Raw genomic sequence first — 14695 nt, forward strand, 5'->3', positions numbered from 1 at the left:
GCATGATACGCAGAATCAGCCTTAAATTTCTGCTCGGACTTCTTTTAATCTTCTCCATTTCTTTTGTCGTGTTAAATCAGACGGTGAAGGAGTTCATCCGAACAAGTAATCAAAATCTGATTACGACAGAGTTGATCGGGCTGAAAAACAACAGTAACGTTTACGTGCGACAAACGTTCCTGATTAATCATTTTTCAAATAATGAACTTTATTTCGGGGAGATGGCTGAGGAACTAGGGAACAATTTGAATCACGCGACAGGGAACGATGTTGGCGTATATACTGTGCAGGGTGATTTGCTGTTTGCTTCGGACAAAGCGGCATTTTTGCAGCAGGAGAAACACGATTTAGATGAAGCAATTGACGGCAAAACGGCTTATAACATTCGTTCAGATGAAAATCAAACATCGGTTATGTTTTCTTATCCCGTTGTCATCGACGGGTCAAAGGTCGGCCTTTTGCGATTTTCAAAAGATTTCACCCTGTTGTATCAACAAAGTAATCGCATTCTGGATATTACACTTTACATTACATTGGCGATTTTCGCGGTAGCTTTTCTGTTTTCATACATATTATCGAGACATATTACGCTCCCGCTTGGCAAACTTGCCCGAGCTTCCGCTGAAGTTAAAAATGGAAATTTGGACGTTCGTATCCGGTTTAAAAGAAAAGATGAAATCGGCCGGTTGGCTGAAACCTTTAATGACATGCTGGATCAGATCGGCCAGCAAATGAACATCATCCGAAAAGATAGAGACCAACTTAAAGAGCTGCATGAGCAGGAAAAACGTTTTTTCGACAACATTACCCATGAGCTCAAAACCCCATTAACCTCAATTCTGGGGTATGCGGAGTTAATCAAATCCAATGGAGATCGTGATCCAGCGTTTTTTGAAAAAGGTACGAATCACATTATCGAAGAGAGCAAGCGCCTACACACGATGGTATTAAAGCTGCTTGAGGTGTCGCGTCGTCAAGCACCGAATGACGATTTGGAAGAAATTGAAGCAGGAGTTGTCCTTCGGGATGTTTGTGAATCGATGGCCATTCGTGCAGGACGATATAAAAAAAGCATTGCCGTACATTTAGAGAACAACTTATACGTGCTGGCCGCTCAAGACAGAGTGCGTCAACTCTTTATTAACTTGCTGGACAATGCTATCAAATACAGTTGGGCTTTCTCCGAAATAACGGTAAAGGGTAGTCAGACCAATGGGAAAATACAGTTCACGATTGACAATAAAAGTGATCCTATTGATGCGGATCATTTGTCTAAACTGTTTGAACCATTCTACTTGGTTCACTCCAAACATTCGGAAAAGGGCAGTGTTGGACTGGGGTTAAGTATCGTAAAGTCCATTGTTGATGAATTGGGAGGCTCGATCTCGATCATAAGTCAGGACAATCATACCGTTGTTACCGTGGAATTTAATAGTGTGCCATTGACTAAGGGAGTGAGCTCTCATGACTAATACAAAGTGTGGATGGGGGGTAGGCATTCATTTGCTGATCCTAGTTCTGCTGTCAGGCTGTAGTGCCGGATTACAAAGCGAAACCATTGTAATAACCGACAGCGACGAGATGGGACAAACACTACAGGATACAAGTCCGGTTCAGGTCAAAAAGATTTATCGTCTGCCAGAAGAAAATGCGGATACGGTACAATGGCTGGGCTGGTCCTCAAGCGATTCAATTGTTGGTACATTCAAAGCTGCGGACTTGCCTGAGCGTTATATGTTCAAACGGTTGATTTACCCGTTTGAACAAGGTGAAAGCATGACAGGAATTAACATGAATACTTCCCGAATATCACTCTCCCCGGACGGTAAACATGTCGCTGAAATGATCATGAGCAGAAAAGAAGCAAGCTTGAACGTTATTTCATTAAAGGATATTAAAAAAACAGAGATAGACAGGTTCAGTGCCAGCAATCAGCAGTTTTTGCAGGACATGTCCTGGTCAGACAACAGCCAATATATAAGTTGTTTAATGCTGGACCCAGTGGATAACAGCAAGAGCAGCCTGCGGGTATTTAACACGAAATCCGGGAAATTCCAACGTTTTACATTAAACGAATTCGGGCAAGGCGACTCACTACTTAACGTTTACGTATCTAATGATGGACGAAGCGCATTGATTACGATGTATGCATCCGATATACGCAAGAAAACCATCGTGCTCGGCAAACTGGTAGATGATCAATTTGAAACCAAATACAAGCGGCTAATTGGTGAAAATCAGGTTACATGGATTGGGGATGATCAGTTTGCTTTTTTGGGAAGGGACGGCACACTGTACGAATACGATTTGCGAAACGGCGAGCTTTCGGTCATTTTGGAAAAAGTGTATGCTTATGAATTTTCTCAGGACAAAAAAATTATTGCTTATTCGCTGCAAGATGAAGATGTTGTCTATGTGGGCAAAATGCAAGGGAGAAATGTGCTGTACAACAAGCCTGTTTACCACGGTATTATCCCGATGAATATGAAATGGAATTCAGAAAATACAAGACTGTTCATTCAAGGGCTCAAAGCATTTGCGAATCTGAATAACGTTCAAAATGACTACTCAAAAGGCCCTTCACTCATCATTGAGCTTGAATAGCGTGACTTCGTGAACCACCCCTGATACGGAAATAATCCGTAACAGAGGTGGTTTTTTTTTGTTTACAAGCGCGTGTCGGCTGTGACAACTTGTTTACATCTTGATCAAACTTTGGCGACATCTTCTGATTATAGTAATGAAATGAGATATAGCCCAAATACAGACAAGGAATGAAACATGATGAGTGGGAAATTAAATCAGCCGATGAAGCGTTATATGCCTGGAATCGATGGTCTGCGAGCCATTTCTGTCTTGGCTGTTATTGCTTACCATTTCGAATTGAAGTGGGCCCAAGGGGGATTTCAAGGAGTAGGCGTATTTTTTGTTCTGTCCGGTTACCTGATTACGGATCAGCTGCTTATGGAGTGGACCGTGAATAAACGCATATTGATTTGGAACTTTTGGATGAGAAGGTTTCGTAGACTGCTGCCTGCGATGTTAAATATGCTCATTTTAGTTGCTTTGTGGTTAGTAGTCACAGATCCTACTAGATTCTTATCACTAATAGGAAATTTTATCTCTTCTGTTTTTTACGTAAATAACTGGTTCCTCATTTTTCATGAAGTTTCTTATTTCGAAAGTTTTGGTCCAGTTTCGCCGATTGGACATCTATGGTCGCTTTCCATTGAGGAACAGTTTTACGTGATTTGGCCCATCGCATTACTCATCGGCATAAAGCTTGCACCGCAGCGCGGAAAATTAGTGTTAAGCATGTTGGTATTGGCTTTCGTATCCGCGATCACGATGGCTCTAATGTATGTGCCAGGAACGGACCCAAGCAGAGTTTATTACGGAACAGACACTAGGGCATTCGCCATACTGATTGGTGCTGCCTTGGCGGTCTGTTGGCCGAGCTGGAAGCTGAACAAAATGATTTCACCTGCGGCGCGTGTATCGCTTGATATGATTGGCGGGTTAGGATTGCTTATGTTACTTATACTAATTCACCGCACGAATGAGTATGAGGATTCGTTGTACCAGCACGGCTTCCTTTCTTTGTCCTTGATTAGTGCCGTAATTATTGCAGTGTTGGTGCATCCGGGAAGTCTTCTAGGCAAAATTATGGGTTGTCGACCACTAACTTGGCTTGGTAAGCATTCCTATAGTCTCTACATTTGGCACTATCCCGTCATTATTTTAATGCGGCCAGAAGCAGGTAATGAAGGATTGGAATTTACACAATTGCTACTGCAACTGGCCATTATTGTATGGTTGTCTATCTTATCTTACGAGTTTATTGAAGAACCGATTCGCAAGCGTAATTTCCGGGCTAAATGGCATCGTATTCGACATCATCATTCATTTAAACCAATGATCGGTTTGAGCGTAACGCTGATCGCCTTCTTTATTGCTCAATCTTGGATCACGAATGCAAGCAAGGTTCCATCAGAAATGGCACAAACTGTGAGTATGCAAAATACTGTGCAAAATGAAGACCAGCAAATGACTGATCTTCATCAACCATTCACAAATGACGATCAACAAACAAGTCATGACGATGATGTTATGGAATCGCCTAAGAAAGGAAGGGGCATCACGCTGATTGGTGATTCTTTGGCGCTAGGCGTAGATTCCTACTTAAAAGCGTTGCTTCCGGACATTGTGGTTGATGGCAAGGTTGGTAGACAGATGTCTGATGCTCAAGAGGTAGTGAATGAACTACAGTCAAAGGGGCAATTAGGGGATCATCTCATCATTGAATTGGGAAGCAACGGGGTCTTTAATAGGAGCAAACTGAAATCTATGCTCGATTCTCTACAGGACAAGCAGGTTTACCTCGTAACTACAAGGGTTCCTAAAAGTTGGCAAAATTCAGTCAATGATGCTTTGAAGGAAGTTGCGCATGACTATCATAATGTGAAAATTATCGATTGGTATGCTGCTAGTGAGAACAGAAGCGAGTTGTTTGCACAGGATGGTGTTCATCTAAACTCGGAGGGAGCTCGATTTTATGCGTCTCTACTGGTTGAGCACCTCCAACAAAATGAATAGTTTGCGATATCCAAAAAACATATAAATGAAAGGATGGGATAAAGGATGAAACAACAAAAAGTATGGATAGTATGGGGGCTTACTCTCCTAATCTTCGCTATGGGATACGTTAGCGTCCAATCACAAGCTGCTTCTGATAGTAAACTAGAAAATACGAATCTCAACTCTGCTGATTCCTCAAATAATGGTGCGATTAACCCAAAGAAAAAAGCTAACTATACCGAATCTGTGTCTATTAACGGTGATGACGTTACGATCATAGGCGATTCTGTCATCGTTGGCGTTGAGCCTTACCTAAAGGAAATGCTTCCGAAAGTTACTGTTGATGGAAAGGTCGGCAGACAAATGTCACAGGCCAGAGAACTAATTAAACAATTAAGTATACAACAAAAATTAGGAGATCGCATTATTATAGAACTGGGAACTAACGGTCCCTTTTCTAAAGATCAACTTCGCAGCTTGTTGAAGTCCCTTGATGAAGCTAAACAGGTGCTGGTTGTAACAACTCGGGTTCCTAAAGGATGGCAAGATGCTGTGAATTCTAATATCAACGATGTTGTTGGTGATTTCAAAAATGCAGAAGTGGTGGACTGGTATACAGCGAGCGAAGGAAAAGGACAATATTTTTACAAAGACGGGGTGCATTTAACTCCGGATGGCAACCGATTTTATGCTTCACTGCTTATACAAGCCCTTGAGGAAAAATAAGTTGGACCTCTCGATGATTAAAAATAAAGGAAAGGAATAACGACATGTCTCAAAAAAAGAAAAAAATAGCTGCCTTACTCGTCATTATTTTATTTGTAATTGTTGCTTATGGACTTTATTATACGGTGTCCATTTATAAAGGTTTGGAAGGGTTAAATAAAACGTCTGTTCATTCTCCCTTTTCCAAGGTGATGGCCAGTGATGAGAAAGTGGCAGCACCTCCAAAATGGTTAGGCACGGAGCCAGTCCAAATTTTATTAATGGGAGTAGATGCTCGAGGAAGTAAAAAAGGGGAGATTCCCAGATCTGACAGCATGATGGTGGTTTCCTTAGACCCTGTTCATAAGCGTACCCATGTATTCTCTATTCTCCGAGATACCTATACCGATATCCCGGATCATGGCAAGAACCGCATTAACACAGCGATCACGCATGGACCCAAGACGGCTATGCGTGCAGTAAGCGAGTTGCTTGGTATCCCGATTCAATTTTATGTTTATACAGATTTTCAGGGATTTATTAAACTTGTCGATGCTGTAGGCGGGGTTGATTTTTATGTGGAGAAGGATATGAAGTATGGAAGCAAAGCCGACAAGCATGAGTACGATATCAACTTAAAAGAAGGAGAGCAGCATTTAGACGGGACTACGGCACTTCAATATGTCCGTTTTCGCCATGATGCGCTGTCCGATTATGCTCGAACGAAACGTCAGCGAGATTTCATCAATGCCATCGTCAAAAAAATGAAAAGCACAACCTCCATCATGAAGCTGCCTTCCATACTGGAAGAAGTCAGTCCGTATATGGATACGAATATGTCGGTAAACGACATGTGGCAGCTGGCAGAGGTCGGATATAAGAGCAAGGTCGAAGCAAGTGAGCAAATCCCACCGATGAAGCTGCTCAAGGAAACCTATGTTGGAAGAGCAGCAGTGCTGACCGTGTCAAGCAGCAAGGACCTTAAGGATTATGTCCGGAATTTTATTGAAGCACATGAGACAGATCCCGCTGATGGCGGGGAGATAACACAACCATAGTGAATGAGGGACCGGAGGGATGGGGAAATGAGAAGGAGGAGCAAGATGGTTAAGAAATTAAGGAAGCAAAGTGTACTCATGTTATTGATAACACTTTTGGTCATGATGTACGCGATCTCCGACTACAGGGTTCTGGCACAGGCCGCACAGGAGAATGTGAAGAATCCAGTGACAACTCAACTATTAAAAATGAGTAATCATGTTGCATCGTTGACGGAGAAGAGAACATTTCAAGTCAAGTTTGATCTTCCAAAAGGTGTGAAAGCGAAAAGTATACGCTGGACGTATGATGATAAACCACTATCAGAATGGAAAACATTCGAACAAGGTGACTACACCGGTCCGGCTTTCATTACGGTTAGCGATGAGAAGGTGAATAATGGAGAGTTTACGGCCAACGTGACCTTTGATCTGCCATATGGTTCGACCAATCTGGCCGAACCACGCTTGCAGGCTCAGCTATTTGGGTCACTGATGGGCACATATGAATTAGCAGCGGTGGCTGATGGACAAGTTATTGCTCAGGCACCCGTGAAATTAACACCTTACGAAAGCTTCATTACTTATGATGAGTTGAAGCCGGGGATAGATGTCGTGACAGCTCAAGCGGCTGAGAAAAATGACAGATATATTGAAACGACATCCATTGGAAAGTCAGTGGAAGGTCGAGATATTTATTTTACGATTGTTGCCAAGAATAAGGCGATTGTTGACAAATATCAAAAAGTAACCCATCCTGCCATGATGAACAATCCCGAACAATTACAGGAGGACATTAAATCGGGTACATTCGGTGACTATGCTGTACCGATCTGGATAAATAATATTCACCCAAATGAGTCCCCAGGCGTCGATGCAATCTTTAACTATTTTAAGTCCATTGCTTTGGATAAGAGCATAACGTATAACACTACTTTGCCGACTGGCAAACCAAGCAAGGTCTCGCTTAATGTAGAAGATGCGTTAGACCATGTGTTCTTCCTATTCGTTTATACTAATAATCCGGATGGACGCGCTCATACGACCAGAGGGAACGCTAATGACTTCGATTTGAACCGGGACAACTCTTACCAAACCCAACCGGAGACACGCAGTGTTACGGAACAGATTGCAAAGTGGTCCCCGCTCTCATTTCTGGATTTACATGGATTCGATAGAGGTTTTCTCATTGAACCGGCCACGCCGCCGCATGATCCAAACATCGAATACGATTTGATGATAGACAACATGGTAGAACAAGCGAAAGCCATGGGTGAAGCCGGAATAGCCAATACCCATTATGATTATTATCATATTCCTTACGAAGAACATCGGAAATCCGTTTAAGATCCGAGTTATCAGTCCAAGGGTGTGGCTTCAGGATGGGATGATGCGTCACCGGCCTACACAGCAGTATTCGCCATGCATCATGGTGCATTGGGACATACGCTCGAGGTTCCGGAGAATAACGAAGAATCCACAAAGGCCTTATACTACAGTACAGCAGCAGCTACATCCTATGTGATGAATAATAAAGAAAAACTGTTTGTAAACCAACTAGAAATTTATAAACGCGGGGTTCATAATGTTGACGATCATGCAGTAGATCAATATTTGGTCAATGCTAAAAATGATCGAATCGGTCGTCCACGTCAGGGAATGCAAAATTTTTTTCCGGAATATTACGTGCTACCCATCGACAAGAATCTTCAAAAAAATCCGCTCGAAGCATACCGTATGATTGAGTATTTTCTTCGTAACGGGGTTCAGGTCGAACGTTCCACAGAAGCTGTCAGCATTGATGGTAAGATATATCCTGAAGGATCATTTGTTGTCAATATGCATCAAGCATTGAGAGGGATAGCTAATTTGGTCTTGTATGACGGAGTGGATGTATCTGACTATGAATCTGTCGCCGGAGAAATTGTTCAAAATTTCCCTAAGCTGCGCGGTTTTGATTCATATGCAATCCGAAAGCCGCTTGCGTTTACAAGTAAGACAATGCCAGTAACCTCGGTTTCAGTTCCAGCGACGACAATGCCTGGCCATACAGATAACGTGCTGATCGGCAATACCAATAACGACGCAATCCAAGCGGTAAATCATTTACTTGCTGCAGGCAAGAAAGTGACCATGCTTACTTCACGTGGTGAAGGGCACGAAATAGGTGATTTCGTTGTTTCCTATGTCGATTTGTATCCACTAGCTTCAAAATATGTTCTTGACGTGAGTGCATTTGGCAACTACAAACCGGATGGAAAGGAACTTAGACGTTCGACAGTAGCAGCGCTAGGTGAAGCCGCATTTGTATTGGAAGATATGGGCTTCGATGTCACTTCAGATCAGGTGAAGGCAGATGTACTCGTTAATACATTCGATTTTTCCGATATGGTGGAAAAAGGAAAACCTTATATCGCCTATGGATACATGGGCATGATGAATATCCAGGACTTGATTCCCGGATTCTCCTATAAGGGTCTAGGATGGCAGCGATACGAGGGAGTATTCTTGGCAGACGTCAACCAGGATAATGTCATCACGGGACCTTACGATGAACAGGAGCATTTTTATACCGTATCCGGCACCTATATCACATCTGTACCCAAATCAGCAAAAGTTCTTGCTACATTCGGAAAACAAGACCATTTTTACAAGTCGGGCTGGTGGCCAGGACATGATGCCGCCAAGGGCCAAATCATGGCTTTCACATATAAAGAAAACAACAAAAATGTGACGGTGTTTTCTAACGATTTGACGAACGCGGCCCATTCTCAGCATCAATACCGATTGCTGGCCAATTCCATCTTTAATTCAGTTTCTGAGACTCAGGATTCCGGATCAAATGTAGCGTTTAATGACTTAAAAAGCGTCGAGTCTTGGGCAGGAGATGAAATCCGCCAATTGGCAGGTCAAGGGATTCTGCAAGGTACAGGTGGAAATCGTTTTGAACCATTAAAGCCAGTGACACGTGCAGAATTTACTACGATGATCGTAAAGGGCTTTAATCTGACCAATCCACAAGCCGAAAGTCCCTTTACCGATGTTCTCACGTCAAGTTGGTTTTATCCTTATATTTCGGCAGCTGTTGAATCCAAACTGGTTAATGGCTTGGGAAACGGTCGTTTTGAGCCCAAGCGAGCCATTACGCGAGAAGAGATGGCACAAATTACAGCTAATGCTCTGAAGCTCACTCAACATCCTTCAATTGACAGCATTGACGAATCATTTTCTAAATTTACCGATAAAGATACCATTGCCCCTTATGCGAGAAAGGCTGTTGCATGGTTGACCCAAAAAGGAATCCTTCAAGGAGTTACCTTGACAACCTTCGGTCCAAAAGAAATCGCCAATCGGGCACAGGCAGCGGTAATAATCCACCGGATGATGCAATTTAAGACAGAACCAGCATAATTTATTGCTGATAACCCCCACTCGAATTCGAGTGGGGGTTATTAGCACTTTCTACTTGGGTTTCGGTGCTGAATCGAAGGAACTAAATATGTGGTCGAAACGTCGCATGCTAGACTCAAGCGGGCCATTCGGTAAACGAGCAAAAATCCAGCCGATTACTAACGAGATGACCACAATGAGTAAATCGCCAAACGGAATATCGCTCAAGCTGTATTCAATCCCTAATAACACCAGTATCCAAATGACGACGAACTGTAAAGCGTACATCGTAAGTGCCACACGGCCGACTGCTGCGCAAGGAGTTAACATAACGGTCATTCTTCTTGGAACGAGGAACATTAGTCCTACTACCAGAAGTGCAATGCCAAGTCCAATAAGCGTTTGAAACGTAGATGCAGTATGAGGAGCTGTCGCTAACAGCATGTGCCAGAGCGGTTGCTCCGCATTATGTGGCCAGATGGCATATAAGTCAGGCGGAGTGGCACTCGTACCTTGGACATTAACTAGCCACGTTTCGAAATTTAAACGTAAGTCCGGAAGAACGTATGTACCCATTGATTGGAAGATGACGAGCATAATAAAACCGAAAATTGCAAGTGACATGGCGACTTGCTTTTTCGTAAGCTCCAGACGTCCAATTACGATACCAGTTGTAAATGCAGGTGCAAGTGCGAGAGCAGACATCGGACCACCGGCAATATCTTGGAGCAAATATGCACCTGACAAGAGGCTCATTCCCAAGATCATGAGTGGTGGGGCTAACAACACCAAGGCAAGAGTTGTGTACACAAGGACGCGAGTCGAACGGTAAACGAGCATCAACGCCAAGACGAACATGGCAGCGTAGGCGGGCAAGATGATGCCATATTGGGTATTTAGAAGAATAAGTGAGTAGCCGATCACATCTACAAATACTGCCCGAGCAAGCATTTTTGAACGAAAAACAGCTGCATTCATTCCGCGCTCCTTCATTCGCTGGGCCATAATGGAGTAGGAAATGCCTCCGCACAGAACAAATAATAGTGTTGTATTTCCGGCGACAAATGCATTCCTTTCGTTTAAAGCAAAGTGTTGTAAAAACATGCCGATCACAGCTAAACCTCTAGCTGCATCAAGGGCGATAAGACGCCCTTTCCCTTGCGAATGGTGAGATGCCGGCTTTTCCCGAAGATCGGTGTCGATTTCGTGGCGCGGCTCAGACGGCGAGTGTAATACTACTGACAACTCATACTCCTCCTTTGTTGTTATAAAGTGCGATGGGTGCTTGACTTTACACATCCATACGCCTCCACTATAGCAAGGAGGTGTTGCCAAAGTTTGACCAGCTTGTAAACAAAATGTCACAACAAGATGGTTTGGCTTCATTATGCACTTGGGTATACACTACCTTGGTCTTGTCCTCATTTATGTGATCACCCAAATGATGCTGACATCGTTCTTAGATATGGAAATCTATTGGCATACCTAAAATTAGTATGGTAATATGTAGGTGGTTGAAATATAATATAAATATTGAATAATTAAACAAGTGAGGTGTACCCATTGACTGAATTCCCCACATCCACTTTAACGTCAGGACTGGGGGAACTGATACGATGTAAACGATTAGAAAAGCAGATGACGATACAGCAACTCTCCGATCTATCAGGTACCCCCAAAGCTACGTTATCCACCATTGAAACAGGGGAGACACATTCCCCAGACTTTCGCACCCTTCTAGTGATTGCTTCTTGCCTGGACATTCCGATCGATGAGCTTACAGAACTTTATACCGAAGCAGAACATAGCCCTGACGCACTATTTACAGTATTTAAGGAAGTAACTCCTAATTCGTTACCTGTTCCACTACTTATGAAAATCGCAACTAAATTCCTCGCTATCAATCAACGCGAAACCTCTGAAGAGTCCGTCGAACGTTTATACGCCTTTGCATCCGAACTAAAAGAAATACCTCCAAAGCTTGCTTTATTCAAAGTGATTAGTGAATTTACCGACAATCACAGTATTCGGCCGACGTTGGCTAAAGCATTGTTACAATCCTACCTTATTGAACGAGATGATTTTACCAAGTTGAGCAAAACCTATGAGTCAGGAAAACTTATTCAATATCATGTTCGATTTTTGCCGCCAGATGATCAAATCATTTATTACTATAAAATCGGATCACATGCTTATTTTTTAGGAAAGTACGCGGAAGGAATCCAGTTCTTTAAAGAGCTTATTTCTCTTGATCCAAATGAAAGCATCTACAAGGCATATGCCATTACATACTCTACCGAATGTTACTATGCATTAGGTCGATATGATGTGGCAGAGCAACACCTCAACTTGCTAACCACATTTGATTTCCCATTTGTTCGATCAACTATAGATTTTATAAGCGCAAAGTTAGATGGCAGACGAGGGGATACAGATCTGGCCATTATTCAATTGGAACATTGCTTGGACAGTTTGCACCCTAAAGTACCCGCGATGGATGCCTTGCTTGAGCTGTACTCCAAGAACAAAGATGTATCAGCAGCAGAACGATTATTTTTGCACGAAAATGACTTTGTGGATGTCTGTTCTAAAAATAATCCCTTGCTTGTGGCCGGATATGCGGACTATTATATCAAAAAGAGCGCTTACTATACTTTAATAAATGAACATATTTTGGCTGCTGAATATCGGATAAAAGGGATTAAACTGTTTATGTCAGTTAATAGAGAACGTGATGTACATAAACATGTTGCCTCACTCCTTTCATCCATTTGCAGCACGACTATACTTCAAAACCCAAATATTAAAGGTGAAGTTGAGCAACTAGCCGAATACTTAAATGAGTATGTTACTCATATAGATGAATAGAAGGTGGTGAGTCCTATGTTGAAAAAATTTAGCAGTCTTATAATTACGACAGCACTGGCTTTTTCCATCATGATTGTCCCACCGTCAGACCCAATTAACCCGAACAATGAATCTTTTGTAGTAACTTCGGGAAACTCGGGTGTAATCTTACCTTGGTAAACTACAGTAGCAGGCATCCAAGCGGTGCCTGTTTTTATTTTGGTTGCTTTATTATTAATTTTTCCAGTATTGATGTATTATAGGTAGAGAATGATTATTTCCTAATTTATACTTGTGCCTGTTACTATTAAAAGGTAATTAATATTATGCTGTAACAAAGGAGCTACTAACATGCAGTTAAATAAAGCAATTGTAATGACCGTACTCGTAGCAGGTGCTACTATTATTACTCCGCTCGTCTCAGGTTCACTTGCTTCTAACGCTGCGGCTCCTGCTGCTGTAGTCCAATCATCCAATGCCAACTTCAAATCTAACGATTTTTCTGCTCCTGTCCCGACTACACATGAAAATAAAACACAACGCGCTCCGGGTAATCCAGTAGTCCTTCATAACACGGCTGTGTTTATATCGGATGGTTTTCCCGCCCCTTGTCCCCAGACATGGTTTAGGTAAACCAAATATCGCCCCATCCAGATCAAAAACCTCAAGTCTCTGTCTCATCATCTCCTGATAAAGATGTTCACATGGCAGTTCCCAAGAAATTTTATCAGCTACAAATAAAACCTTATCCAATGGACTTGCCCCTGCCTTTAGGGGTGTAAGGCATTCGCGTTTAATATAGTCATATTCGTGCAACCGAATATGGCTATATCCATGTCCTTCGAAAGTTTCTTATGATCGATTCGGACGCTTCGTTTCTAACATTGATTGTATGGTCAAAGGTTTCATGCTCATTATAATATTCCAAAAATGCCTGTACGTCTTTTCTTAATTCCTCTGAAAATACAACCCCATTTATGGAACGCTAATATTCATTCACCACACTCATTCTTTAGCCCCTAACGAGACATTTCCGAACATTAATTTCAATTCATTCGCCACATCATCAATAAATATTTCAACCATATTGAGAGAGATAATTCCTGGTACATTCATCGGCTCATTCAGAGGATCCAACAAATAATCAATTTTCTCGTCTTTATACGTTAAGATCTCATGTCTTGTCAGGCCACCAACATCATAGCACGCAGCTTTGTTCAATTTCTGAATGAGTTCTTCAAGCCATTCCGTTGAGCGCGACAGCAAAAACTCGATCTTGCTCACATCGATATTGTAGACATTCTTATCAGTAGATTGCTTTTCAAACTCGCGATATACCGTAAAGGTCCATGCGCGGTCGGCATAGATATGAGCAACATATCCGAGAATAAAATCTAAATATAATGAATCGTATTTCGTTTGGATATTCAGAAATTCCTTCAGGTCTTCGTTGGTTGCAAAATCACCGTTTGGTCTCATGAGATGAGACTTATTTTTCTCTACACGGTCGTTCGTTCTTACATGAATCGAATCGGGTGCCAAACTCCCTAGCAAAAATTCAGGACTTGGATCACCACACAAACGCCTTGCGATTTCAAAGTGTACCATAGGCCAAGGCAAGTACAATACCCCCCATCCAGGCTAATCTTAAAGCAATTTTACCACATTAAGGAATAAAGGTGCCAATAATACTCTTCCTTATTGGTGAATATGGTGACATACATTCCCCCAAATCTGTTGATAGACCTCTGCATAGGAAAACTTAAGTTGTTCTCTTAATTTTTTATTTTCATCTTCGAGCTTCTTCATCTTACGTTTTAGAGAAGCAATGATGGCGTCCTTATTGTTTTCATCCACCTTTGCTTTGAGAATCTCATGAACCTGCTTAAATGCGCTCTGCGATCGTAATCAGACATGTTTTACACCTTGCTTTCCTTTGATACGCTCCATTCACCCAAAGACGATGTTGCTATTCCTGATCGTCTCATAAATGCTGGTCAGACGATCAAGGTTCTTTTTGCTTTTCTCCGCAATTTCGCCGCGGCCGTATTGTTTGGCAATTTCCGTTTACACGGGCCCGACAGGAGCCGTAGGGAGTATCAATCGCATTTAGCTTTTGATCTCGCAAGAGCGTTTCC

The 14695-nt window shown here is 42.3% G+C and carries 12 protein-coding genes; 10 read left to right on the forward strand and 2 right to left on the reverse strand.

Annotated elements, in window-relative coordinates:
* Positions 1 to 2: 2 nt before the first annotated feature.
* The 7 genes from H509_RS0113400 (at position 3) to H509_RS28375 (ending at position 9731) form a co-directional block, all read left to right on the forward strand.
* Entirely contained in the window at positions 3 to 1472 is a 1470-nt protein-coding gene (locus H509_RS0113400) for a HAMP domain-containing sensor histidine kinase (protein WP_028545538.1), read from the forward strand.
* Complete coding sequence (locus tag H509_RS25260; RefSeq protein ID WP_051287076.1) at positions 1465 to 2604, forward strand: WD40 repeat domain-containing protein; 1140 nt, start codon at positions 1465 to 1467, stop codon at positions 2602 to 2604. The genes H509_RS0113400 and H509_RS25260 overlap by 8 nt, the downstream gene beginning before the upstream one ends.
* A gap of 180 nt (positions 2605 to 2784) precedes the next feature.
* Positions 2785 to 4596, forward strand: a complete 1812-nt coding sequence (locus H509_RS0113410; protein WP_028545539.1) for an acyltransferase family protein — start codon at positions 2785 to 2787, stop codon at positions 4594 to 4596.
* Between the two features lie 45 nt (positions 4597 to 4641).
* On the forward strand, positions 4642 to 5304 hold the full coding sequence (locus H509_RS0113415) for an SGNH/GDSL hydrolase family protein (protein ID WP_028545540.1): 663 nt from the start codon (positions 4642 to 4644) through the stop codon (positions 5302 to 5304).
* Positions 5305 to 5348: 44 nt separating this feature from the next.
* Positions 5349 to 6341 carry an LCP family protein gene (locus H509_RS0113420; protein ID WP_028545541.1) on the forward strand — a complete coding sequence of 331 codons (993 nt, stop codon included), beginning with the start codon at positions 5349 to 5351 and terminating at the stop codon, positions 6339 to 6341.
* Positions 6342 to 6446: 105 nt separating this feature from the next.
* Positions 6447 to 7667 carry a M14 family zinc carboxypeptidase gene (locus H509_RS28370; protein ID WP_245596040.1) on the forward strand — a complete coding sequence of 407 codons (1221 nt, stop codon included), beginning with the start codon at positions 6447 to 6449 and terminating at the stop codon, positions 7665 to 7667.
* Positions 7668 to 7691: 24 nt separating this feature from the next.
* A complete protein-coding gene (locus tag H509_RS28375) occupies positions 7692 to 9731 on the forward strand; it encodes an S-layer homology domain-containing protein (protein ID WP_245596041.1) in 2040 nt (679 codons plus the stop codon).
* Positions 9732 to 9782: 51 nt separating this feature from the next.
* On the opposite strand, the gene H509_RS0113430 is transcribed toward H509_RS28375, so the two are convergent.
* The gene (locus H509_RS0113430) at positions 9783 to 10913 is read right to left on the reverse strand and encodes a DUF418 domain-containing protein (RefSeq protein WP_245596074.1); all 1131 of its coding nucleotides are present in this window, start codon (positions 10911 to 10913) and stop codon (positions 9783 to 9785) included.
* 351 nt (positions 10914 to 11264) lie between these two features.
* Here H509_RS0113430 and H509_RS0113435 point away from each other — a divergent pair, with 351 nt between their 5' ends.
* From H509_RS0113435 to H509_RS27695, 3 genes are all read left to right on the forward strand, one after another.
* Positions 11265 to 12578: a helix-turn-helix domain-containing protein gene (locus H509_RS0113435; protein WP_281169735.1), complete on the forward strand. Its 1314-nt coding sequence runs from the start codon at positions 11265 to 11267 to the stop codon at positions 12576 to 12578.
* Positions 12579 to 12593: 15 nt separating this feature from the next.
* Positions 12594 to 12737 carry a hypothetical protein gene (locus tag H509_RS27690; RefSeq protein WP_157277668.1) on the forward strand — a complete coding sequence of 48 codons (144 nt, stop codon included), beginning with the start codon at positions 12594 to 12596 and terminating at the stop codon, positions 12735 to 12737.
* 171 nt (positions 12738 to 12908) lie between these two features.
* Positions 12909 to 13190: a hypothetical protein gene (locus H509_RS27695; RefSeq protein WP_157277671.1), complete on the forward strand. Its 282-nt coding sequence runs from the start codon at positions 12909 to 12911 to the stop codon at positions 13188 to 13190.
* A 372-nt stretch (positions 13191 to 13562) separates the two neighbouring features.
* Here the strand turns inward: H509_RS27695 and H509_RS0113455 are convergent, their stop codons facing one another.
* The gene (locus H509_RS0113455) at positions 13563 to 14177 is read right to left on the reverse strand and encodes a hypothetical protein (RefSeq protein ID WP_028545546.1); all 615 of its coding nucleotides are present in this window, start codon (positions 14175 to 14177) and stop codon (positions 13563 to 13565) included.
* Positions 14178 to 14695: the final 518 nt, after the last annotated feature.

It is taken from the genome of Paenibacillus taiwanensis DSM 18679, assembly GCF_000425125.1.
GTDB lineage: Bacteria > Bacillota > Bacilli > Paenibacillales > Paenibacillaceae > Paenibacillus_B > Paenibacillus_B taiwanensis.